This is a genomic window from Bradyrhizobium roseum (assembly GCF_030413175.1).
GTDB lineage: Bacteria > Pseudomonadota > Alphaproteobacteria > Rhizobiales > Xanthobacteraceae > Bradyrhizobium > Bradyrhizobium roseum.
Genome location: NZ_CP129212.1, coordinates 2,320,049 through 2,342,684, shown reverse-complemented (window position 1 = coordinate 2,342,684; position 22,636 = coordinate 2,320,049). Strand labels below are relative to the sequence as shown.

Annotated in this window: 21 protein-coding genes and 1 pseudogene; 2 read left to right on the top strand and 20 right to left on the bottom strand. The window is 59.8% G+C overall.

The genetic code is table 11. The features are described from left to right. Positions 1–244: 244 nt before the first annotated feature. From QUH67_RS11055 to QUH67_RS11040, 3 genes are all read right to left on the bottom strand, one after another. Complete coding sequence (locus tag QUH67_RS11055; protein WP_300946714.1) at positions 245–1,252, bottom strand: glycosyltransferase family 4 protein; 1,008 nt, start codon at positions 1,250–1,252, stop codon at positions 245–247. Positions 1,253–1,256: 4 nt separating this feature from the next. Then, positions 1,257–2,870, bottom strand: coding sequence for an alpha-amylase family glycosyl hydrolase (locus QUH67_RS11050; RefSeq protein WP_300946713.1), 1,614 nt, complete (start codon positions 2,868–2,870; stop codon positions 1,257–1,259). Between the two features lie 724 nt (positions 2,871–3,594). Next, entirely contained in the window at positions 3,595–3,729 is a 135-nt protein-coding gene (locus QUH67_RS11040) for a hypothetical protein (RefSeq protein ID WP_300946711.1), read from the bottom strand. Between the two features lie 118 nt (positions 3,730–3,847). Between QUH67_RS11040 and QUH67_RS11035 the strand changes: the two genes are divergently transcribed. Next, positions 3,848–4,201: a nuclear transport factor 2 family protein gene (locus QUH67_RS11035; protein WP_300946710.1), complete on the top strand. Its 354-nt coding sequence runs from the start codon at positions 3,848–3,850 to the stop codon at positions 4,199–4,201. Between the two features lie 60 nt (positions 4,202–4,261). Here the strand turns inward: QUH67_RS11035 and QUH67_RS11030 are convergent, their stop codons facing one another. The 12 genes from QUH67_RS11030 to QUH67_RS10975 form a co-directional block, all read right to left on the bottom strand. Then, positions 4,262–6,232, bottom strand: a complete 1,971-nt coding sequence (locus QUH67_RS11030; RefSeq protein ID WP_300946709.1) for a PAS domain S-box protein — start codon at positions 6,230–6,232, stop codon at positions 4,262–4,264. Then, on the bottom strand, positions 6,222–6,872 hold the full coding sequence (locus QUH67_RS11025) for a chemotaxis protein CheX (RefSeq protein WP_300946708.1): 651 nt from the start codon (positions 6,870–6,872) through the stop codon (positions 6,222–6,224). The genes QUH67_RS11030 and QUH67_RS11025 overlap by 11 nt, the downstream gene beginning before the upstream one ends. Next, positions 6,869–7,249 (bottom strand): response regulator transcription factor, encoded by a 381-nt coding sequence (locus QUH67_RS11020; RefSeq protein ID WP_300946707.1) that lies wholly within the window; start codon positions 7,247–7,249, stop codon positions 6,869–6,871. The genes QUH67_RS11025 and QUH67_RS11020 overlap by 4 nt, the downstream gene beginning before the upstream one ends. Positions 7,250–7,389: 140 nt before the next feature. Continuing rightward, the gene (locus QUH67_RS11015) at positions 7,390–7,644 is read right to left on the bottom strand and encodes a hypothetical protein (RefSeq protein WP_300946706.1); all 255 of its coding nucleotides are present in this window, start codon (positions 7,642–7,644) and stop codon (positions 7,390–7,392) included. After that, entirely contained in the window at positions 7,641–9,926 is a 2,286-nt protein-coding gene (locus tag QUH67_RS11010) for a chemotaxis protein CheA (protein WP_300946705.1), read from the bottom strand. Before QUH67_RS11010 ends, QUH67_RS11015 begins: the two co-directional genes overlap by 4 nt. Then, positions 9,923–10,324, bottom strand: a complete 402-nt coding sequence (locus QUH67_RS11005; RefSeq protein WP_300946704.1) for a response regulator transcription factor — start codon at positions 10,322–10,324, stop codon at positions 9,923–9,925. The genes QUH67_RS11010 and QUH67_RS11005 overlap by 4 nt, the downstream gene beginning before the upstream one ends. Continuing rightward, the gene (locus tag QUH67_RS11000) at positions 10,317–11,186 is read right to left on the bottom strand and encodes a CheR family methyltransferase (protein ID WP_300946703.1); all 870 of its coding nucleotides are present in this window, start codon (positions 11,184–11,186) and stop codon (positions 10,317–10,319) included. Before QUH67_RS11000 ends, QUH67_RS11005 begins: the two co-directional genes overlap by 8 nt. Positions 11,187–11,191: 5 nt before the next feature. Further along, positions 11,192–11,800 (bottom strand): HEAT repeat domain-containing protein, encoded by a 609-nt coding sequence (locus QUH67_RS10995; protein ID WP_300946702.1) that lies wholly within the window; start codon positions 11,798–11,800, stop codon positions 11,192–11,194. Further along, on the bottom strand, positions 11,787–12,911 hold the full coding sequence (cheB, locus tag QUH67_RS10990) for a chemotaxis-specific protein-glutamate methyltransferase CheB (protein WP_300946701.1): 1,125 nt from the start codon (positions 12,909–12,911) through the stop codon (positions 11,787–11,789). Before cheB ends, QUH67_RS10995 begins: the two co-directional genes overlap by 14 nt. After that, positions 12,908–14,491, bottom strand: coding sequence for a chemotaxis protein CheW (locus QUH67_RS10985; RefSeq protein ID WP_300946700.1), 1,584 nt, complete (start codon positions 14,489–14,491; stop codon positions 12,908–12,910). Before QUH67_RS10985 ends, cheB begins: the two co-directional genes overlap by 4 nt. Further along, the gene (locus tag QUH67_RS10980) at positions 14,484–16,469 is read right to left on the bottom strand and encodes a methyl-accepting chemotaxis protein (RefSeq protein ID WP_300946699.1); all 1,986 of its coding nucleotides are present in this window, start codon (positions 16,467–16,469) and stop codon (positions 14,484–14,486) included. Before QUH67_RS10980 ends, QUH67_RS10985 begins: the two co-directional genes overlap by 8 nt. A 1,052-nt stretch (positions 16,470–17,521) precedes the next feature. After that, entirely contained in the window at positions 17,522–17,797 is a 276-nt protein-coding gene (locus QUH67_RS10975) for a hypothetical protein (protein ID WP_300946698.1), read from the bottom strand. 1,491 nt (positions 17,798–19,288) lie between these two features. Between QUH67_RS10975 and QUH67_RS34940 the strand changes: the two are divergent. Then, positions 19,289–19,402 (top strand): annotated as a pseudogene (locus QUH67_RS34940) (PEPxxWA-CTERM sorting domain-containing protein); the annotation flags it as partial. A gap of 140 nt (positions 19,403–19,542) precedes the next feature. Here the strand turns inward: QUH67_RS34940 and QUH67_RS10965 are convergent. The 5 genes from QUH67_RS10965 to QUH67_RS10945 all read right to left on the bottom strand — a co-directional run bounded on the left by QUH67_RS10965 (position 19,543) and on the right by QUH67_RS10945 (position 22,621). Beyond that, positions 19,543–19,815, bottom strand: a complete 273-nt coding sequence (locus tag QUH67_RS10965) for a hypothetical protein (protein WP_300946696.1) — start codon at positions 19,813–19,815, stop codon at positions 19,543–19,545. Positions 19,816–19,908: 93 nt separating this feature from the next. Continuing rightward, positions 19,909–20,574 carry an Npun_F0296 family exosortase-dependent surface protein gene (locus QUH67_RS10960; RefSeq protein WP_300946695.1) on the bottom strand — a complete coding sequence of 222 codons (666 nt, stop codon included), beginning with the start codon at positions 20,572–20,574 and terminating at the stop codon, positions 19,909–19,911. Positions 20,575–20,943: 369 nt separating this feature from the next. Continuing rightward, entirely contained in the window at positions 20,944–21,069 is a 126-nt protein-coding gene (locus QUH67_RS10955; protein WP_300946694.1) for a hypothetical protein, read from the bottom strand. Next, on the bottom strand, positions 21,066–21,281 hold the full coding sequence (locus tag QUH67_RS10950) for a hypothetical protein (protein WP_300946693.1): 216 nt from the start codon (positions 21,279–21,281) through the stop codon (positions 21,066–21,068). The genes QUH67_RS10955 and QUH67_RS10950 overlap by 4 nt, the downstream gene beginning before the upstream one ends. Before the next feature lie 137 nt (positions 21,282–21,418). Next, complete coding sequence (locus QUH67_RS10945; RefSeq protein WP_300946692.1) at positions 21,419–22,621, bottom strand: glycosyltransferase family 2 protein; 1,203 nt, start codon at positions 22,619–22,621, stop codon at positions 21,419–21,421. Between the last annotated feature and the right edge of the window lie 15 nt (positions 22,622–22,636).

The following is a 22,636-nucleotide window of genomic DNA, read 5'->3' as shown; positions in this document are numbered from 1 at the left end:
CGTTCATGCCCTCCCGCCACGAAAGCCTGGTCGCCTATGCTGCCGACGCCCGTCGTCGCACGCATTTTGTCACTGAACACGCTTGACTTGGGGACTGGCGCAAAAGTTTCCCAGCCCATCGGCATCCCTCATTGACTTCTTTGCGCCAATAGCGGGGATCGAGAGCCGAAACCAGATCAACGCCTCCGCGCTTGGGCACGGTTTTAATCGACCCGCACGTCGGTTTCTTTCAAGCGTCTGTCTTTTAACTGAGGATTGATTGGTACAAGGCCAAATATCGATCGGCCATGCGATCTACCGTGAAGCGTGCCGATACCGCCGCACGGCAAGCCGCGCGATCGATTTCGTCGATGCGATTGATCGCATCGACTGCCGCATCAGGGCTGTCCACCAGAAATCCGGTCACTCCATCCTCTATCAACTCGGGCATTGATCCCCGGTTACAGGCGATGACGGGAGTTCCGCAGGCCAGCGCTTCCACCACCGATAGACCGAACGGCTCGTCGAAATTGATCAGGTGGAGCAGCGCGCGTGCGGCGCCCAGGGTCTTTCCGCGCTCAGCCCCGCCAACCGGGCCAAGATACACCACGGCTCCGTCGCCGAGGGCGGGCGCTACCTGCTCATTGTGATAGTTCTGGTCCTGGACGATGCCGGCCATGATCAATCTCCGCCCCGATCGATGTGCGGCCGTGATCGCTTCGGCCGCCCCCTTGTCTGGATGAATGCGGCCGAAGAAAAGCAGATCCTCGCTGCCCTGCGGGTCGAACGGAAAGTCCTCGAGCGGAATACCGTGGTGGATCGTTGCAGCATAGCGCAAGTCCGGATGGCGATCAGCCTCGCTGATTGCAACGTAGTGGACGCGATTTTCATAGGCCTTGTAGGCGGGAAGAATGCGCACCGAAGAGAAGCCGTGGATCGTCGTCACGACAGGGGTTCCGACCAACCGCGAAAAGGCCAGCGGTACGAAATCGGCCTGGTTATGAATGAGGTCAAACTTGCCGGCCTGCTCGAAGACATGGGCGACGTGGAGCATCTCCCACACTTTTGCGTCGATCGCGGGATCCTCGGAGTATGGCGCCGGGCAGATGGCATCGAGCTTGCCGGCCGTCCGGCTATCCATTGTAGCGAACAAGGTGACGTCGACGCCGCGCGCGACCAAGGCCTCGGTCAGGAGACTCGTCACCTGCTCCCAGGGGCCGTAATGGCGCGGAGGCGTACGCCAGGAGATCGGCGCCAGCATGGCGATGCGCAAGGGATCATCCTTCTCCGCAGCGGGCTTCGAGCACGACAGCTTCATTTGACCCTAGCAGGAGGGCGCCGTCTTCGGCCAGCGCTGCATCCTCGGCAGTGGACAGCAGCAACCGGCTGTCGCGCGCCCATTCCGGCAATTGAAGCCGGTGTGGCCGTTCTCCAAGGTTGAGGGCCACCACCAACCGCTCCGCCGCGTGCCGGCGCTCGTAAACAAGTATGTCGTCTTGGACATCCAACAGAACAAAACCCCCGATCGACAAGGCCAGGTATTTGCGCCGGAGCGCAAGCAAGCGACGATAAAGTGCCAGGATGGATTGAGGGTCTTCGGCCATCCGTGTCACGTTGCGCGTTGACCAGTCGGCATGGAGCGGCAGCCACGGCCTGACCGCGCTGAAACCGGCATTTTCGCTGACATCCCACGGCATCGGCGTGCGCACGGGATCGCGGCCCAACGCCAGCCCGGGCTCACGCAACTCGCGCGGGTCACGCACGTCCGAAGATACGATCACGACATCGGTCAAACCCAGTTCGTCGCCATAATAGAGCGTGGGCGTGCCGCGGAGCGTCAGCAACAACACCGCCGCGATGCGGGCCTGAGCCTGCCCGAGCCTGGCGGCAACGCGTGGCCGGTCATGGTTGCCGAGTACCCAGTTTGGCCATGCCCCCGGCGGTAGCACCGCCTCATAGTTGGCGATGGCAGCCGCCAGGACGCGCGCCTCCCATGGCGTATCGATCAGCTGGAAATTGAATGGCAGATGCATCTCCGCGCGTTCACCGCCGTAATAATGCATCAGCCGATCGACCGGCAGGTAGATCTCGCCAATCAGAACCCGCGCGCCCTGTCCTTTGGCGCCATAAGAGTCGGCAATTTCACGCATCTCGGCGGCGATCTCGTGCACCTCCGGCTGGTCTGTCGAATGGCGTTGAAGCAGGCGATGCATCTCGCCCATGCCGAGACGATAGGCCGGGTTGGGCGGATTGTCAGGGAAGTCCGCCGCCTTTACCATGTGCCACAGCACGTCGATGCGGAAACCATCGACGCCGCGATCGAACCAGAAACGCATTACGTCATACATCGCCGCCCGCACGGCCGGATGACGCCAGTTGAGATCCGGCTGCTCCCTCAGGAAAGCGTGATAGTAATATTGTCCGGTGGCCTCGTCCCATTGCCACGCTGAGCCACCGAAATCGCTGATCCAGTTATTCGGCGGACCACCGCCAGGCGCGGGATCGCGCCAGATGTACCAGTCCCTCTTTTGGCTTTCGCGCGAAGCACGGCTCTCGGCGAACCATGGATGCTGGTCGGAAGAGTGGTTGGGCACAAAGTCGAGCAGGACCTTCAGGCCGCGCCGATGGGCCTGAATAAGCAGGTCGTCGAAATCTGCCAGGTCACCAAAGCGCGGATCGACGTCGCAATAATCGGCAATGTCATAGCCAAAATCGACCATCGGCGACGGGTAAATCGGAGATATCCAGATCGCATCGACGCCAAGGCCGACAAGATAATCGAGCCGCCGCGCAATGCCTCTGAGGTCACCGATGCCGTCGTCGTTGGTGTCCTGAAAAGACCGCGGGTAGATTTGATAGATAACACATGTCTGCCACCAGGGGGTGGTCATGCAAAGCCGATCCGAGTGGTGAGAAATGACCCTCTACCTGTCAAGATCGGAAGTCGACAACTTTGTGCGGCTGCCGCGGACGGATCGATCTGAACGTAGACGTGGGGGTTCCTTTTCTCCGGTCGCGGCAGCTTTTTTGCGACTGAGCCCAGCTCACTCGGTGATCTCGCTGGCGACTTCAGCCGCGACGGTCTGCCCTTGGGACAAGATGGATCATTGATCTCTGGCAATGAACGGGGATTGGCTCAGAAAACGCGCTCTAGGGGCAAGTAGCCGACTAGCTGCCACGTGGCACCAATCGACACCTGCGAGCCGAACTGAACTTTGCCGAGAACACGAACGTGCGGGCTAAAGCGCTGGCACTTCGCCCTCAGTTACCGCCGCCGCCACGAGCTGGTGTGCGTCCGTGATGCCTTCGCGCGCCGACCTGACGATACGCTGAGCCATCTTGGCCTTGGTCGCAGGCGTGCGTGAGTTCATTGGTACGCGGTCAGAGGCCGCATCCAAAGCCCAACGCATAGTGGTGACTAGTTCGGGTGCGAGGGTTGGGGTGATATGCGGCATCTTGGGGTCCTTTAGGCTGCCTCAGCCGTGTAGCCGATGCCTGTGACACGAAGGTGTCGGGCCAATCAACTCAAGGTGACCCGCAGCGTATGCATCATGGACTGGATAACGTTGCGCAGGCGGCAAAGAACTCGTGGGCAATCTCAGGAGCTGAGAAGCTTCAATCGCAAAATCCCTCGCGGCGCAGAAAATACTTGTTGATCGCTACCGCCGCCTGCGCGCCCATCTCCGATGGCCACAGCGACAAGACGAACATCGCGCGAGACGTCGCCCACAACGTACGCCACCGGAGCACTGCCTTCTTCCGAAGCTGTTCCAGTTTCGAAACTCGCAACATCAACCGTCTCTGAACATCCGGTTCACAACGCGTTCATCCCGTTGCCATTACTAGCAGCGCCCTGGGAGGACAACGTATGGTGAATGCAAATGGTCGGTTTGACGCGATCGGTATCATTGTTGATTGGATAGACGCCTGCAAGCAACGCCGATTGGAAGAGCTGCTCGACCTCTACGATGAAGAAGCTACCGTCGAATGTTGTGAAGGCGGCAACTTCACTGGCCGTTCCGAAGTGGAGCTTTACTGGCGGCCACGGCTCGCCACAGCCGGGAGCGAGGCATTCGCAATCGACGCATTGATGCCGGAAGGGGGCGGCGTTTTGCTCGACTATCGCGATTACGACGGCCGCCCCGTGAGGACGCATTTCCGGTTCACACCCGCCGGCAAGATCCGGCTCACGGCATGTGAACCTATCCGACTTGCAGCATGAGAGTAGTGCTGGCAACCGGGGCGGCTCGTCGAAACGACTCGCCGCCGTCGCACCTCTCGGTTATGTCGCCGCCTTCTCCAGCGCGGCTGCCAAGTCTTTTGACGTGTAGGGTTTGGACAAATGCACGAACTCAATCGACCGTTCGGGCGGCAGTTCCGCGTATCCGGTAGCGAGAATGATAGGTAGTTTGGGGTTGCGCGCCTTGATCCGCTGGGCGAGTTCGAAACCGTTCATCCCCGGCATGGCGTAGTCAGTAACGACGACGTCGAACGGAGCGTCGCTTTCCAGCAATTTGAGTGCTTGTAGTCCCGATTGAGCTTCCGTCACGCTGTGACCGAGATCGAGCAGCATGTCGGCCGCCCCCATGCTCACCAGGATGTCGTCATCGACCAGCAGCACCCGGAGGCTGCGCGCTTCTTTCGGTTGCGCGAGTGGTATGTCCACCTCCGCCACCCTGCTGCCCTCCTTTGCTTGCGGCAGCCATATCGTGACCGACGTCCCTTTCCCCGGCTGACTTTTGATACGCATCGTCCCGCCGGATTGCGCGGTAAATCCATGGACCATCGAAAGCCCAAGGCCGGTGCCTTTGCCGATGCCTTTTGTCGTAAAGAACGGCTCCTGGGCGCGGGCCAGCGTGGCTTCGCTCATGCCTTCACCAGTGTCGGTAACGGTGATGCAGACGAAGGGATCCCTTGATAACCCGATACTCTTCCCGCTTGCCTCGTTGTGGCAAGCAATCGTCAGGGAGCCTCCCTGCGGCATCGCGTCCCGCGCATTAACGGCAAGATTGATCAAAGCCAGTTCGAGTTGGTTTGCATCAACCTCAATGGCGCCCACCTCCGGTGACACTTCCGCGCGAATCTCGATGTTTGGACCAACGGAATGCCGCAGGAAGTCCAGCATTTCTGGGATCAGTCTCTGGAGAGTGACGAATTCGACTTTCAGTTCCTGCCGTCGCGCAAACGCCAGCAGTCGCGTGGTCAGGGTAGCACCGCGCTCGGCGCCCTGGATGGCCCGATCCAGCAGTCGCGATATCCGCGGCTCTTCCGGAACTGCTTTCTTCAGCAGGCTCAGGCTTCCCAATATGACAGCCAGCAGGTTGTTGAAGTCGTGCGCGACCCCGCCTGTCAATTGTCCAATGCTCTCCATCTTCTGGGATTCATGAAGCTGCCTCAGCGCGATCTCGCGCTCGCGTGTCCGCTCCTCGACCCGGCTTTCCAGTTCATCGTGACTTCGTTGCAAGGCGTCGCGTGCATCGCGCAGGGCGGCATCGGCTGCCGCCCGTTCCGTGACGTCGCGCCAGATCGTTGTTACGAAATCACGTTGGTCTGCCCGCCAGTGTCCAAGCGATATCTCGAAGTTTCCAAATTTACCGTTCTTGTACCGGCCGATAACCGATATGGCAGCATCGCTTTTCTCATCGACCGAACTTTTTGCGAGCACGGAAGCCAACTGATTGCCCGTCTGCAACAGAATGTCGAGCGGTTTCCCGAGCAACTCGGCGTGTCCATACCCCAGAACATGGTCGACTGCGCCGTTGACCCACTGAATGACGCGGTTGTCGTCGATCGTGATGATCGCGTCAGGCGCTGAATCGACGATCGCGTGGTACCGGGCGTTCTGACGCTCCCGCAGCACCCGCTCCCGTGTGACGGCTACCGTGACGTCAGTAATCTGCAAGAGGCAGTAATTTGCACGCTCTGAGAATACAGGACGCACGACGATATTATGAAGGATCGGCTCCCCGCCTTCGCCTTGCAAGGGCAGCAACGCATTCAGCGTGTGGGTCAGGATGCTGGAGCTTCCTACCTGAAATGCATCCTCAATGACGCCGGGCAAGCGGGTGTTACGTACATCAGGAAAGATGTCATACAGCGATTTCCCGATCACTTCCTGCGAGGGCCGTCGCGTGACGCGGGCCATCCAGGCATTCCAGCCGAAAACGCATCCGTCGATGTCGACCACGACGAGACCAATGTCGACGGTGTCGAAAACGAGACTGAATACAGGATCGGACAGGTTATCCAGCATGACCGGATGGTTGCTTTTCAATGGCCTCGATAAAGTCGTTCACGATCGTCTTTAGCGCGGCGATGGAATGCAGATCCAAAAGAAGAGCAATAAAGCCGCGCACATTCCGCGCCTTGATGTTAAAATCGATATAGAGAAATAGCACGAACTGTTCTCCCGACGCCGGCGCTTGCACCTCGAACAAGGTCGCTCCGTCACCTCGAACGATGGAGGGCAGCGACATCCGCATCGTCCGGTTCAAGACATTCGCGATCGTCGCGAGGCATCCGTTCAAAATGATATTACCGGTTTCAGCGAGCGCCTCTTGCTCCAGATCGATCACATCCTCCAACGTATGCTGGTCGCCGACGATCGAGCGAACCAGCTCCAGACTTTGCGCCTCCGGAAAGATCAAAAGCGCCTTGCCGGCAAACGGCCCTTCGAAAGTCTGCTGCACGGCCACGAGTTTCTTCGCGTTCTCGCGCTCGACCAGTTTCGACGCCGCCTGGCGCGTTACGATCTTGACGGAAGGCACCGAAAGCAGGATCTCCTCCCCAACCAGGAGGCGGAGACTGCTCGCGGCGCGGCTGACCCCCATATTGGCGATTTCAGCCAGCGCATCCTGTTCGATTTCGGTGAGTTGGCTCGCGTCTTCGGTCATGTCGGAGATTTCTTGAGCCGAAGCGCGGCGCCGGAGAGAAACGCGGCGAGGCTTTCGTCGGTCAAGGGCTTTGGAATAAAGCCCGCATTCAATTCCCGCGCGCGTCCTATGATTTCATTCTGGACGTTCGCCGAGACGACGGCGACCGGCATGTTTGGATGGGTTTTGCGGATATTTGCAACAAGCTCCAGGCCATCGATCCCCGGCATGTTGAAATCGATCAGGGCAACGTCAACGGCGTCTCCGGAAACAGCGGCCAGCGCCTCATCGGCATTGCTGGTTTCGACCAGCGTCCAGTCCGGCCGGATACGACGGAATGCGCTCGCCATCACCATGCGGGCAAGCTTGCTGTCATCAACAATCAAGACTTTGTGCATTTTCCAGATTTCTATGGCTAAACGTCAGACCTGTCGGGTCCCGGGTTAAAGGCGGTATCCCATAGCTCTAACCTTCTGCCGCAAGGGGGTAAATGGCCGGATCGGGCGAATGGTTCCAATAAAGCAGGCCCCTCGGATTTTTATCCTGCCGTCCCTTTTTGGGGCAGTTTTGGCGCCAGCCATTGCTGTACCCAGACGTCAGCGCAAGGCCCAATCGGCGCACTGCCCGAGGCCATGATGACCTGGAGAACGGCCGTATGGAGTTGGCGACATTGTGTCCAATTGACCAACGCGTCTGGCGTTGCCTGGAGCATCTGCAACATTGTCTCGGCATCCTCCACGGCGCACACGCCTTCGAGGATGACGATATCATCGTCGCCACGGCGGATGGTCAAGGCAAAATCTCCTTTACGTCCAGCACCAGCAGAACCTGCCCATTACCGAGTAGCGTCGTCCCGGCATAGCCGCGCGCCCCGGCCAGCAGCCCCTGCATCGGCTTGAGCACGACGTCCAGCCGGTCACGGACCGCATCGATCTCGAGAGCTGCCATCCTGCCAGCGGCCTCCATGACCACCAAAAGTCTCGGCTCGGCGGCGTCCCGCTTTCGTCCGGGCAATTTCATCAGCTCGGCCAGAGAAATGATGGGCACCACGCGATCCCGCAAGACGAATGCGTCGTTGTTCTTGATCGTGTTTACCCGGTCGGGCGCCACGCGCACCGTTTCGGACACCGCTTCCATGGCAATGCCGAACGACTGTCCGCCGGACTCAACCACCATGATCCGGGACATCGCAATCGTCATTGGCAGCTCAAGCCGAACCGTGGTGCCGATACCGACTTTGCTCTGCAGCGAAACCCTGCCTCCGATCTGTTCAATCGCGGTGCGGACCACATCCATTCCGAAGCCCCGGCCCGAAATATCCGATACGGTTGATGCGGTCGAAAATCCGGCCGAGAAAACCAGATCGACGGCCGCTTCGTCGGTCAGGTCGGCCAGTTGATCGGGCGGCAATATCTGCCTTTCGGACGCCTTCCGCCGCACCACCGAGGGATCGATACCGCGGCCGTCGTCCGCGACCTCCACCAGCAGGCGGTCTCCGCTCCGGGATGCTGAAATCGAGATTTTCGCAGCCTCTGATTTCCCCGCCGCGCGCCGTTGCCCGGGGTCTTCGATACCGTGATCGAGGGCATTGCGCACCAGATGCACCATGGGTTCGAAAAGACGATCGATAATAGTCTTGTCGGCCTCCGTGGTCTCACCACTCGTAACAAGAGCAACCTTCTTGTCGAGTTGCCTGGCGAGATCGCGCACCAGCCGAGGAAAAGATCCAAACAATTGGGAGAAAGGCACCATCCGCAACTGCAGGACCGAGCCATGCAGCTCAGTCACCAGACGATCGATCGCGTCACGGTCGCGCTGGATGGACCTGGCGACTTCGCCGCTATCGAGCTCCCGCTCGGCTTGGCCGACCGAATAAGACAGCGCGTTTCTTGCCACCACGAGTTCACCCGCCAAATTGACGAGGGCCTCGATTTTCGCCTCGCTGACGCGGAGCACGCGATCGGCCGGTCTTTCGGATGCTGCCTGGGTTCCGCCGTCGACCGCCATCGTCGATGGGGTAGAGGCAAAGGCGGCAACTGCCTTTTCAAGCGCAGACAACAAAGGTCCGGCATCCCGCTGCGCCAACGCCAGAGCGCCGGCATGCTTGACGGTGTCGGCTAAATCCGGCCGCCGGCCGTGGCGCAGGGCATTTTCAGCCACACGCGCCGCCGCACCCATGCATCCCGCCAATTCGTCTGCGCGATCGGGTATGCGCAGCAGGTCGCACTGCGCCTCGATGACTTTGCAGATCAGCGGTTGGTGGCCGGATCCGGGGGGCACCTCTGCTGCAGGAAGCGCTTCTGACGGAATGCTGATGATCTCAACCTGATCCGGCACCAGCCGAAACAGTGCGGCGATTTCATCTCGGCTGCCGCTCGAAACGGCACGCAAGCGCAGATTGCAGGCATAGGGGTCGATGTCCGCAAGCGGGCCGAAAGGTTCGCGCGGCTCGATCTGCAGCGCCAGCAGGCCTGGCACCTGCCTCATCAGCTGCACCGGATCATCGCCATTGTAAAAGCAGCCAACAAAAGGTTCATATGAGATAGCCGTGGCTGCCATTGGGCCCTTCGGCATTAGCGATGAGGTCGTATCGCGCTCCGCTGCAATCATGCGCGAGACCCATTCAGGCAGCGACCCCTGCTCTTTTTCCTTCGGAGAATCTGATGCTGGGGACGTTGGCTGATCACCACTTCGTGGCAGAAACGACCGCAATCGTTGCGCCATCGCGCGGCTGTCTTCGCCAGCCTGTGACGGCAAAGCTCCGGCGGCTTCAAAGTTGTCTACCCAGCGCGATACCTGATCGAGGCAGGCGAGCGCCGCATCGACCATCTCAGCCCCGGCTGCGAGCGTGCCATGCCGCACGTTGTCCAGCAGATCCTCGGCGGCATGGAGCACAAGGCTCATGGCCGGTAGCTCGACGACGCCAGCGGATCCCTTGAGCGTGTGAAACGCACGAAAAACGCTATCGATCCGGTCGGGCGACATGCCGTCGCGCTCCAGCGCGATAAGATTATCCGTCGCCTGCCCGATAAGCTCGCGCGCTTCGGCGATGAATTGGTCCTCCAGGGCGCTCACCGCGCGTCTCCCGTCAGAGCACGCACATGCCGGACCAGTTCGGTCTCCGCTACCGGCTTCACGAGGTAGAAATTCGCACCCGCAAGTCTGGCTTCCGCGATGTCCTGCTCTCCCGACTCGGTCGAAATCATCAACGCCGGCAGCGTTGCTACGTCAGCCGTGGCGGCGGATCGCAGCGACCGCAAGAACGTGAAGCCGTCCATGCGTGGCATATTGACGTCGACGATCACCAGATCGAATGGTTCTGACAACACCTTCTCCATCGCCTCGATGCCATTGATCGCCTGCTTGACTTCGAAGCCCGCGATCTCCAGCGCAGACCTATAGTACAGCCGTACCAGCGAGGAATCATCGACCACCAGAACCTTCGCTTTGGCCGGTGTTGCCGTGTCAGCCATGATCTGCCTCCGGCCTTTGATAGACGATTGCGTCGGGAAAACGGGATACGCGAAACAGCGGGGAGATCCGGCTCATGCTCTCCGAATGACCGAGACAGATGTAGCCGCCCGGCCGCAAGCAGTCATAGAGATTCTCAGCAGCGAGCCGGCGCGACGCGTCGTCGAAATATATCAGAACGTTGCGGCAGAAGATGAGATCGAAATCGCGATACTGCATCATGTCCTTGGTATCGATCAGATTGGCCTGCGTGAACTCGATGGAGTTCCTCAGCCCCTCGTCAATCTGATGGTTGCCGCCGGTAACCGACGTGAAATAGCGCCCGATGATGTCACGGGATAACCGCATCAGCGCGCGATCGCCATATATACCTTCAGCGGCAGCCCTGAGCGCACGGGTATCGATATCCGACCCGACGATCTCGATATTGTAGTTGTCCACCTGCGGCCAGTTTTCCATCAGCCAGAGTGCGATGGAATAAGGTTCCTCCCCCGTCGAACACGGGATCGACCAGATCCGTAACGTGGCCCCTGGCTCCCTTCGGCTGACAATGTCGTCCAGCAGGCTCGCGGTCATACAGCGAAGCTGGTGTTCTTCGCGGTAGAAATAGGTTTCGTTCACTGTGAAGGAATTGATCAGATGCTCGATCTCCTGATCGGCATCGGTTCTCAGCAACGAGAAATATTCCTGAAACGACGATGAGCCGGTTGCTGCGATGCGGTCCTCAAGGCGCCGATCGATGAAATATCGCTTGCTCTCGGCGAACGACATGCCGGTACGACGGTAGAGGAATTCGCAGAAGCGCTGGACTTGTTCCGACGAAATATGGACAGCGCGCGACGATCCTCCCTTTGAATCGTCCATCGGGACTAGCTCTTTTCGCCCGATATGCGGCTCATCGCCACCGAAATCGCGAACGGCAGAAAAGGCGTCGCAGCAAAGCGCGCCGCACACCGCTCCAGCGTCGGAAGCGCTTCCAGTGTTCCAACCTCGGTCAGGACATCAATCGCGGCCGCGCAGACGTTGGGGTGGGGCTCATGCTCGATCAATTCGCAAAGCAGGCGGGTGGCCTGGGAGGCCTCCATGTTGCGCGCGAGTTCGGTTGCAAGCAGGCGCACATCGGAATCGCCGTCGCTCAATAATGGTGGCATGAACGGAGCGATAGCTTCGGGCAACGCCTGCAACGCCTCGATCGCCGCCGCCCGCACCCCCGCGTCCTGCGACCGCAGGTATGGCAACAGGACATCGATGCTAGCGGGATTGCCGATGCGGATCAGCGCGGTCATGATGGCTTCGCGCACGCGCGGGATGGGCTCTCGGGCGAGAGCCGCGGCCAGCGCCGGCACCGCGTCGGCCTGCCCCGCGAACGCCCGAGCCGCCATCCAGCGGCTATCCGCATCCGGACTGTCCAACGCGGCCTGCGGCGAGCCAGAACTCTCGCTGCTTGCTCCGCTGTTTTTGCCTCTAATCAGCGGCACAGGAATTCACCATTTCAATGATCGTTTCGGCAATGTCTTCCAGCGGTCGCACCTTTTCGGCACCACCGTTCTTTACCAGTTCACCCGGCATGCCCCAGACGATGGCGCTCGACTCGGCTTCAGCGATGGTACGCCCTCCGGTCATCCGCAGGCGTTTCATCGCCTCGGCGCCATCATTGCCCATTCCGGTCATCATGACCCCGACCAGGCGAGAGGCTTCGAGATGATCAAGCGCACTGGCCACCATGCGTTCCACGCTCGGATGCCATACATAGCTGGCCTTGGCCGGCACCGGCATCGCGATGACGCCGGACACCCGAGGCGCGACCATGACGTCGGCATCGCCCTTTCCGATGTAGATGGTACCGGGCCTCAGGGGCATCGGCTTGTTGACCTCGACGACGTCGAGATGGCATTCCCGGTCAAGTCGTCTGGCAAAGGGACCGGTAAAACTCGCAGGCAAATGCTGGGCGACGAGAACCGGCCAAGGGAAGTCCGCCGGCAGTTGCGGCAGCACGGTATCGAGCGCCGCCGGGCCGCCGGTCGAGGTACCAACCAGCACGAGTCCAGGGGGCACTGCACTCCCGCGTTTCATCGCGGCTTTCGTGGTCTTCGCGCTCGATGGTGACAAGGCGCGGCTGGCGGGGGGACGCGAGGCCAGCCCGGAACCGCTCATTTGATGACGAACGCGTTCAGTCAGCCGCAGGGTGCGCCGGATCCGGGCGCTGGATGCGGCGCGTACTTTTTCCACCAGCAGGGGTCGCAAGCGATCGATTTCCAGTGAAACCGCGCCGCCCGGCTTGGCGATGAAATCGACCGCGCCGAGTTCGATCGCTTCTAGCGTCGCTTCCGCGCCGTCCGCTGTCAGCGAGGAAATCATCACGACCGGCCGCGGCGCCTCGATCATGATACGGCTAAGGCACGTCAAGCCGTCCATGCCGGGCATCTGCACATCGAGCGTCACGACCTGCGGATCGAAAGTGCGAACAAGTTCGAGGGCTTCGTTGCCGTCACGCGCCGTGCGGATGTCGAAATCACCTTCTGCGGCGAAGATGCCTTCGAGCAGCTTCCGCATCAGGGCCGAGTCGTCAGCGATCAGGAGCCGGATCACGGAACCGTCGCGGGTGCATCGAGCTTGGAATGGGCGAACTCCGCCAGAAGGTCGGCCTCGACCTGATCGAGCAACTGTGCGGGATCGACCAGCAGGATCAATTGCCCGCTGGCCTCAAGATTGACCAGGCGCGAGATCAACCGCATCTGCTCGGGCGAAAGTTCTGGCGCCGGGCAAATGGCGTCGCTCGGTACTTTCAAAATCTTAAAGACGCTGTCGACAAGGAATCCCGCGGTCACCCCGCCGATCGCCACTATCAGAATGCGACAGGAACCGAGCTGCTCCCTATTGTTCAAATCAAAACGACGCCGCAGATCCACGATCGGCACGACGCTGCCGCGCAAGTTCATCACCCCGTCGATGAACGCGGGAGATTTCGGCAACCGGGTGATCTGCTCGGGCGGGCGGGCGATCTCGCTTACCGCGGCAATGGGAATGCCGTAGTCCTGATCGCCCAGCCGGAAGATGATGAATTGCTCGTCTGCCATAGTGTCCGTTTCCGGTTGCAACCCGGGATCACTGGCCCCCTGCTCGCTCAGGATACGCTGAACAAGCTCCGACCGAAACAACCGGTCCGGCGACAGCAACGCGACCAATCGACGTCCGCCGTCGAGCCGACAAATCGACGTAATCTCCGCATCCCCGTCCCCGCGGGTCAGCAACGTCGGCGCCGGATCGATCAGGTCGGGATCGAGCCGAAGAATTTCGCGCGTTGCATCAATCACAATTCCGACCATGCCTTCGCCGATCGACATGACCACGACCTTGCCGCGCGGCCCCTGTTGATCGCCGATCGGCAGGCCCAGCAATGTCCGCAGCGACACCAGCGGCAGCAGGCTGTCCCGCAGCGTCACCACCCCCAGCACGGCGGTTTCCGGACGAGGCAATTCCGAGATGTGAGCCGGCAGCGGAATGATCTCCCGCACGCGGTCGATCGGCAACGCATATTCCTGGTCACCGAGGCAGAAACTCAATAGCGAGATCAGCGCCTTTGCTGGCGTCCCGGTTGACGGACTTTTGGCGAGCGCACTCTGGACTTCGGCCGGCGTCGAAGAAACACCGAGCCGAACAAACTGTCCTTGCAAAACACGCGCGGGATCCAGCAGTTTTATCGGGCTCTGGCCTTCAGCGCCTTTGATGGCACCGTCCAGCACGACGGAACTATCGGGATGAACGCCCGGAGGGTCCCGTTCAAGGCGCTCCGTGGCAACGGCCGACAGACCTTGGATGCCGTCAACGACAAACCCGACCGGGTTATCGCCGCGCACGACGATCACGCGCGTCGATTTGTCGGCTGCGATGTCCGGCAGTTTCCGCAGAGCGCGCACGCTCACCACCGGCAGCACCACGCCGCGAAGATTGGCCAGTCCGAGCAGGCTCGGCGGCACGAGGGGCATATGGGCAAGAACCGGTGGCCGGATAATTTCTGCAACGACGTCAAGGCGCAGACCAAAGAGCTCCCCCGCAAGCTGGAACACGAGGAGATCTTCGAGTAGCGCGTCAGCATTCGGCGTGACGAACGTGGTACTGTCGGTCGACAGATCGGCCTTCTTCCGGGTCTGTTCCCGTCTGCTAGCCATTGCGAAGCTGAATGGTTTGGGCGAGCGAGGCGATCTCCTCGATAGCCGCAGCGAGATCTTCCGTTCCCCTCGCCTGCTGTTTGGCAGCGGCGGCGGCCTGCGCTGACGCGCCGGCGGCTTCCTCGGCCACCGAGGCGACCTGGCGCGCACTTTGACCGACGTCCTTCATCGAAGCGAGGATGGCCTCGGCGCTGGTCCCGATCTGCTCGTTGCCGGCGGCAATCTGGGCGACGTCCTTTTGCACGATCTCGAAGCCGGCGAGCACCGCATCGGCCTTCTGGTTTTCCGTCTCGGCGCTACCGATCACGCGCTCCAACTCGCGACGCACAGCCGCGACCTGGCCCTGGATCGCGCGAACCGTTTCCTTGATGCGCGCGGCGTTCTCACTGGAGTCGCGCGCGAGGCTGCGGATGTCCTTTGATACGACGGCAAACCCCTTGCCGAACTCACCAGCTCGCGCGGCTTCCACCGAGCCGTTGACAGCCAACATGTTGGTCTGGATCGAAACCATGCTGATCCCATCAACAATCTTGTCGATAGCAGCACTCATGTTTTCAAGTCCGGCAATCATATCGAGGCTCTGACGCGTCGTATCGATCGATCGCGCGACACCTTGCGACAAGTCGGCGATGTGCAGGCGGCATTCGCCGAGCATGGCGTCCATCCGCTGCGTGCGCTCCATTGATGCGACTGCACTCTCGCGGAACGACAGGGCGGTCTTTTCGACCTGGCTCATCGCAGCACTGGCTTGCTCGGTGGCCGCGGCCTGCTGTTGCGCTCCGCGGCTGATCTGATCGACCGCTGTCATGATCTGGGCGGCCGATCCCGACATTTCCTGAACGGCGGTGGAAAGCTGCTCGGCCGCCGAGGCAAGCTGATCGGCGCTGGTCGAAGACATCTTGAGGTCGGTCGCAAGCACGGACAGGGAACGGGATGCGACCTGGCTCTCGTCGAGTACGCCAGCCTGCTGCTCGACGCTGCGGAGCGCTTCCGCCGCCGCGGCAGCCTGTTCTTCGGCGGCAGCAGAGATAATCTCTGCGCCCTTCTGCGCTTCGCGAGCGGCCGATTCAGCTTCCAGTGTCGCCACGGCAATGGATTGGCTGCCTTCGGCCAAAGCGCCGACTTCCCTGCGAAGCTCGCCCAGGGCCAGAATCACGGTCTGGCTCTTTTGCGCCTCCCCGGTTGCTGCCGCAGCCGCCGTCTTGATGATCGACGCCATCGACCCTACTTGCGATTCGATTTGCGCCGCGAGGCTTTGCACGTCCTGCGCGCTCTTTTCCGAGGTTTCTGCCAGTGCGCGGACTTCGTCGGCGACGACCGCAAAACCGCGACCATGGTCGCCGGCACGCGCAGCCTCGATCGCGGCATTCAGCGCGAGCAAGTTGGTCTGATCGGAAACGTGACTGACGGTCTTGGTGACATCGCCGATGCTCGCCGCCTGGCTGCTTAGCTGCGCCATGATGTCCACGGTGCCGGCCTGACGCTCTCCATTGTGCTTGATATTGCCGGCCCACGTTCCAATCTGGCTCGACGTCTCGAGCAGCAGCGATTCGACAGCCTCGGTTCGCCGACGCGCCCCTTCGGCGCGATTGCGCGCTTGAACGAGCGTCGCTGCCGTGTTGGTGGCCACCGCCAGGGTTTCCTGGGCCGCACTGGCAGCTTCCTCCGCGCCGCTGGCGATCTGCTCCATCGAACGGCGCAGCTCCTCGGCGGCCGAGGCTGCCTCGGTCAGTCCCGCCGCGAGTTCCTCCGTTGCTGCAGCGATCCGCTCTTCGATTTTCTGTTGCCGGTTGCCCGATATCTTGGTTGGCGCGGGCTTGCCGCGGCGCATCGAAGGCGCTGTTGGTTTCGAAGCTGACTGCGGCACGAGGCGACGCGCATCCCGCTTGCCTGCCCCTAGTTCGGAAGTCTTCATCAGGGTTCTCGGGCCACTGGCCGCGAGATTTTTGGAGACGACTGGCTCGCCCCCGTCGAGCACCCCGGCTCCCGATGACGGTGCTCTTTCCCTCTCGCTCGCCTGCCGGGAACGTGCCTTGGGGTGTCCGGTCGTGGCAGACCTTTTCCGCATCGGAACCTGTTGGGTTTGCCAGTGGATTTGGCATGAAAATGGAAATATTTGACCGCTAAACTACGCACTCTTCATATGCCGATACAAGGCAAAACGACGCCCGTCGCGCGGGTCCCAAATTGGGAAAGCGGCGTCGAGGGCACAGCTGTCGTACTAAAAAGGCTTTAGGCGATCGCTTCACCGTCCGGGCAATAGTTGGACCAGATTAGATGCCGTCCGATCCGTTTGTACCCCTTAGCGAGCTTGAGCGGGATGCGCTGGCCGAACTGTCGAATATTGCAATGGCAAAAGCCACCAACAGCCTACCTCAGATGGTTCAAAACGAGTCCTGCTGTCAGTTCCGTCCGTCGAAATCCTGACCAGCGCCGCAGCAGCCCTACTGGTAGCCAAGCCGGACAATCCGAGGTTGGTCGCCGTCCGGCAAGACTTCGCCGGGGCGTTCTCGGGACGGGCGTTGCTCATCTTTTCGGAGCGAAACAGCCTCCAACTGGTGCGCGCTGTCGTTGGCCGGGAGTTGCCACTCGATGACATCGTCGGCTTCCTCATCCGGTCAATTCGGCTCATGTTCAGTCGATAGCTGAAACCATTCTTCGCTCTGCCCAGGAAGGTGAAAGAAATCCTGTGGCTCTGGAAAGAATGGCGTTCCTTGAGCTTGTGATTTCTCCGCGCGACTGATCATCTTTGACAGCGCGTCATGGGCTTTAGCTGTTTGCCGCCGCTGGTGGTGCACCTACGCCCCGTATTGATGCTCAGCCGGTCTCGCGAGGATTTTTTGGAACGACTGCGCTGGAGGTCAGTGATGGACCGCGTAACGCCATTCAATCACCAGACGACTAAGACAGCATCCGCAAGAGCGTGCCGCGTCAAACGCAACACGCGTTGCGCTGAGTTCGTGCATGGAGCGGGGAAACGTCTCGGAGATGCCTCGACAGGCCGGCGCGACGTTGGGGCCGGCTCACGAATCAGTACCAGGGCCACCAGCTGTAACGATACCGCGGGTTGCCATAATTGCCGGGTCCGACATACGGACCGTTGAAATTGTTGTCGCCATAGACCCAGCGGGCGACGGGTCGCCGCCGATGCGGCCGGTAGCAATTGCCCGCCTCGTCGCAAATGACCTTCGCGGCTGTAACAACCGAATCCGGGACCGGCTGACTATGACTTAGCAGCGGCGCTGCACCGGCTTGGGAAGCAATCAGGAGGCCGACCGTCAGTACGGACGCGTAGATCGATCGCATATCTCTTCTCCCCCTCGTGCGGCGCAAATGTCGCCTGGACGAGATCGCTTGGATAAAGCTCAAAATACCGCACCCGAATCCTACCTGCGCGGTTGGATGCTGACTAGGCCTTCTGCATGCGTTTTTTGGGCTCGACAACAAGTTCTACTGCCCAGTCCACTCCGGTTCAGACCCAAGAAGTATCAGGCGGTGTTGGCACCGGCCGACAGAATTAGGCGACCCCCAATATCGGTCCGCCCTGGACGGACGTGTCGCGTAAGGATTGCAAGGTTCCTCGTGGCGATCCGCACCGACCACACTTCAGGATGGAACACGGATCGGGGCTGGCTTCGACCGGCAACGCAACAGTCAAACTGCCGCATTGCCCGCAGGTCGGCTTGAAAGTTTGCCCCTCCATCGAGGCGATATTCGTCTCAATACTCATGTTCCGAACTTCAAAAATTGAACAATGAACGATTGAAAACATATCTCGAAAGGCCTCCCTCACGAGGCTTGGGCCACCTCGCGAACGCATAAATTCTAGATCCTGCCGATAGCGCAACGATGGAGCGTATTTAACCCTAACCGTCGCAGCAGGTCTAACGATCCGCACATGCATGCTCCGGCCAGAACGAACCTGACAAGAGCGCGTTCTGCGCAAGCCAGGGTTTTCCACGATCGAGAATTCCATGCATCAACGCTGATCGCGCGACACAATAATAGCAGCGAAAATTAAATTTCAAGCGACATTTAATTTCATTAGAAAGTGTTGTAGCATCTGGCCGCAATGACCATGAATGACGACGATATCCCGCCGCAGACGCCGCTTTGGGTATGAAGCGACATCACACCAGTTCCGTTCTTATGGCAACTAAACCACACTTCGAGAGAAGACGGAGGGAGGCGCGCCTGCGTGCATTGACCTCGCGTCAAACCGAGTACTATTTAAAAATGGCGAGGGTGAGCGTGATTCGACGCGGCTCTTTTTATTGGATTTTCGGGGGATAGATGAAATTAATTCCGATCCTGCACGCTGCCGCTTTCGCGTTGATCATGGGTTCCACGGCATCACATGCAGCCCTTGTGGACTATGACACCAACGGGTGTTTCGGGGCATCCTGTACCCCGGCGCTCACGTCGACCAGCCACAATCTGAAGTTTACGGGCCTGGATAATGCGCAATTCTCGCTGCCGGCCCCGAATGTGGCGACCGAAATTTCATTGGGAAGCTTCTCGTTGCGCAACACCGGCCTGTTCAACCCGTACGCTTTTCTGGGCGACACGTTGAAGCTGGAGGTGAGCTTCGGCTCCCCTATCTCGACCACGATTAACCCAATCGCACTGGTTACCGGCGTCATCACCGCGATAGGCGGGCTGGTTTATATTGATTTCAACCCGCAGGATTTCAATTTCGGCGGCGGTACTTTCAACCTCGATATCCATGACGTCCTGCTCACGACCTCGGTTTTAAATCCAAGGGACATCGATCCGCTGACGGGCACGCTTACCATGAGTTCGCCAGTTCCCGAACCTTCGACCTGGGCCATGATGATTCTGGGATTTGCCGGGCTCGGCTTCCTGGTTCATCGGCGGCGCCGCACGCAACGCGCTCTCGCGGCGAACTGACGATAGCAGTCAATGCTCGTGACTTCGCGAAGGGCCACCTGTTTCGGTTGGCCCTTTTTGCTTTAGCGGAGCCTTGTTCTTACGCAAGATTTAACAAGGAGCACTACGCCTTCGACCTCAGCCCACGGAAGAGCGGATTGTTACCGTGCTGGCTTGGTGGGAATGACCGGATTAGGCACCTGCGTGAACTCGCCGGTTGATCCATCCGGGGCGAGACCGCGGAAGACGAAGAACCCCCGATCGGTGACCACGATGTCGCCCCTTTCGAGCAAGCCGTCGTTCAAGGCCATTTCGGACGCAAGACGTTCGGCTTCAGCCTGGGAGGGCGGCGGTCGCCTGATGCGGCCGCGCTCCTCGGCGTGAGCCGGGGTGCTTGGAATCGAGGCGCATAACAGGAAGACGGCTTTCCACATGGCATTCTGATGCAGGAGGATACGACAGCTGCATCTTAACAAAAAAGCCGCCTTAATGGCGGCTTTTCCAAACTCTGTCATGCCAATCCGAGATCAGGCGACTCGCAAAACCATTCCTGATTTGCGGCGGTAGGCAACGAAGCCGACACCGAGAAAGCCCAGGATCATCATCGCCCAGGTCGAGGGCTCGGGAACCGCAGCGATCGAGACGTTGTCGAACTCGAATGCCTTGTTCGTCGATGAGAAGGTGATGCTTGCGATAGCCTTATCCGTGAAGATGTTGACGTACTTGCTGCCGTTCAGGCCCTGATCGCCATTGGACGGGGTCAAGAGGCCGTACAGATTCGAATTGACACTGTCAAAAGTGCTGTCCGCGTACGTAATCAGAATGTTGTTGTAGGTATCGATCGATCCCCAATAAAGACCGACGTAGTTGGCAAAGCTCGAAACCAGGAGGGTCGCACTTTGCGGCGTAGCGCTCGTGCCGACAGAAACATATTGGGTATCGTCGCCAAACGGATTGGCGTTTTGTCCGGAGGTGGAACCCGTATAAAGCAGGTTCCCAACAGGGGTGGTATTGGTGAACGGCGATGGGCCGGCATTGAAATCGTAGGTGGTTGCAGCCAAGGAAGAGAACTGACCTGCACCGACGACGGTGTTGCCGCCCACGGTCACGTTCACCACAGCTGCGCTTGCGCCAGTCGAAGCCAAAATCGCAGCAGCGGCTGCCAATCCAAACAATGCGCTCGCTCGCTTCATAACCATGGCCCTCCAAAATTTACTGGTTTTTAAGATTAGGCCAACGTAGTGGCCGACCTTTAGCGAGTCAACCAATTTCAATATTTTAAATGTGGACGGAGAAATTATTATTTAATCCGAGTTCCCGGTGTTGCAGAACCCCATACGCCGCGAGTCGCGGTCGAGGCCTAGGTTAATTGCGCGTGCCACCGCAGGCCGGCCGAAGCACCGCCCCGGGCTGCAGCGGTCGGCAACGAAGCCGACGTCGAAAAATCTGATTTTCTCCCGTCCGCGTCGTGGGCTCGGCTGAAATTGTGACGTCGCCGATCAGCGGCTAGGGGATCAATTGGATAGGGCATTCACGCTGACGACATCAGCGCGGCATCGTCGCTAAGCCCCGAGCAGCCACTCCACGCCGACAAAGATCGCCCACAGGCAACCGACCATCGTGATGCCGATTGCCGTCAGATAGAGCGGAGAAGCCAGCTCATAACCGAACTTTGTCATTGCAGTCATTGCAAACTTTGACGCGCTTCCGCCTCGGACAGACGCTCGCGGAGGCGTCGCAATTCCAGATACTGTTCCGCAATGCTTGCAACGGCGGCCTTCTTCAAAACCTTTTTCGGCTTCTTCGCCTTCTTCGCCTTCTTCGGTTTCGGCAGAATATCGGTGGTAATGCGGCTCCGCGCTTTCATAGGTAGCCCCTTCCTACTGCCTGAAAAAATCAAGCAAGCGATGTGCCAGCCAACCAGGACAATTTGGCCGGACCACCCGACTGACCTTGGTCGGCATGCTTCTTATGGGAGTTCGATAACGCTTGCGTGACTCATCTCAGGCCGTCGCGCAAAAACGCGTCGCCAGATCGCTAGTTGGGCGTTGACCGGTCGGTCCGGATCCATTGCGACGCCGCTCCGCCCGTCAGCATCCGGCGGTAAAGACCAATTTTCCTCAGAGCAAATGATCCAGCCGATAATACCTCCCGTGCGGGAAAAACCTGCCGTCCAAATCTAGACCAGGCCAGAAGGATACATAAAATGAATCCGACGAGGTTACCGCCTGCGATCAGGCTGGGCAGCCAGGGCCCGCCAAGCAGCGCAACCAGCGACGTCAGGGCCAACGTTGCGACGATCAAAAGCGCGAGAAGGGAGAGCGGCGGCACCAGCAGATCGAGCGCCAGCACGACGACGTTCACGTCACGGCGCATCAAACCTGTGGCGAGCAGTCGCGGAACAAATTTGCCGATGGTCGCGAGATGACCTTGCACCCAGCGCAAACGCTGACTCTCTGTCCCCTTGGCGCTCGTCGGGAATACGCTGGTCACTTTCACGAACGGAAAAAAGTAGGGAGGCTGGCCTGCTGCCGCCAGATCGAGCCCCAGTTTCAAATCCTCCACGAGATGACTGCTCTCCAGCGAAACGGAATTGATCGCATTCCAGGGAAACATCATGCCTGTCCCCATCAACTGGACAGGACAATGAAGGTTTCTCAGTCCGAGAGGGCGGACCTGGTTTTTGAGAAGCCAGGCAAACTCGGCGAAGCTGTGATTGACGGGCGAATCATCGGGGCTTTGCATCACGAACAGCGCCTGTACCGGCCGTTGAAGCCCCTGACAGACCTGCTTCAGTCTTCCGATGAAGTCATCGCCGAGCCTGCAATCGGCATCGACGAAAAGAACGAAGTCCGGCGGATCCTGCCTGAGATGGGTTATGCCCCACCCCATCGCGAACCCCTTGCCTATTCTTTCGGGGTCGTCGCGCGCGATAACCTCGGCGCCCGATGCGGCCGCCACCGCTGGGGTATCGTCGGTACAATTGTCGGCCACGACGATCAGGCGGTCCCGGACCCCCAGTTGCGCCTTGATATCCTGCAGCGTCGGAACGAGCCCTGAGCTCTCATTGTGCGCGGGAACGATGACCACGACCTGCTTCCCGGCGTTCGATTCCTGGACTTCGGATTCCTGGATCTCGAAAGGCTGCAACCTCGGCGCCTTGAGCGCCGCAATGACTTCAACCAAGAGGACCGCTACGGGAACACTGAGCAACCCGGCCATCGCGACCAAGATCAACATTTCACAAATACCGAT

What these genes read in the sequence shown, in the direction of transcription:
- QUH67_RS11050 (WP_300946713.1), bottom strand. Translation starts at nt 2,870, where the DNA reads ATGACCACCCCCTGGTGGCAGACATGTGTTATCTATCAAATCTACCCG.
- QUH67_RS11035 (WP_300946710.1), top strand. Translation starts at nt 3,848, where the DNA reads ATGGTGAATGCAAATGGTCGGTTTGACGCGATCGGTATCATTGTTGAT.
- QUH67_RS11030 (WP_300946709.1), bottom strand. Translation starts at nt 6,232, where the DNA reads ATGCTGGATAACCTGTCCGATCCTGTATTCAGTCTCGTTTTCGACACC.
- QUH67_RS11025 (WP_300946708.1), bottom strand. Translation starts at nt 6,872, where the DNA reads ATGACCGAAGACGCGAGCCAACTCACCGAAATCGAACAGGATGCGCTG.
- QUH67_RS11020 (WP_300946707.1), bottom strand. Translation starts at nt 7,249, where the DNA reads ATGCACAAAGTCTTGATTGTTGATGACAGCAAGCTTGCCCGCATGGTG.
- QUH67_RS11005 (WP_300946704.1), bottom strand. Translation starts at nt 10,324, where the DNA reads ATGGCTGACACGGCAACACCGGCCAAAGCGAAGGTTCTGGTGGTCGAT.
- QUH67_RS11000 (WP_300946703.1), bottom strand. Translation starts at nt 11,186, where the DNA reads ATGGACGATTCAAAGGGAGGATCGTCGCGCGCTGTCCATATTTCGTCG.
- QUH67_RS10985 (WP_300946700.1), bottom strand. Translation starts at nt 14,491, where the DNA reads ATGGCTAGCAGACGGGAACAGACCCGGAAGAAGGCCGATCTGTCGACC.
- QUH67_RS10975 (WP_300946698.1), bottom strand. Translation starts at nt 17,797, where the DNA reads ATGCGATCGATCTACGCGTCCGTACTGACGGTCGGCCTCCTGATTGCT.
- QUH67_RS10965 (WP_300946696.1), bottom strand. Translation starts at nt 19,815, where the DNA reads ATGTGGAAAGCCGTCTTCCTGTTATGCGCCTCGATTCCAAGCACCCCG.
- QUH67_RS10960 (WP_300946695.1), bottom strand. Translation starts at nt 20,574, where the DNA reads ATGAAGCGAGCGAGCGCATTGTTTGGATTGGCAGCCGCTGCTGCGATT.
- QUH67_RS10955 (WP_300946694.1), bottom strand. Translation starts at nt 21,069, where the DNA reads ATGACTGCAATGACAAAGTTCGGTTATGAGCTGGCTTCTCCGCTCTAT.
- QUH67_RS10945 (WP_300946692.1), bottom strand. Translation starts at nt 22,621, where the DNA reads ATGTTGATCTTGGTCGCGATGGCCGGGTTGCTCAGTGTTCCCGTAGCG.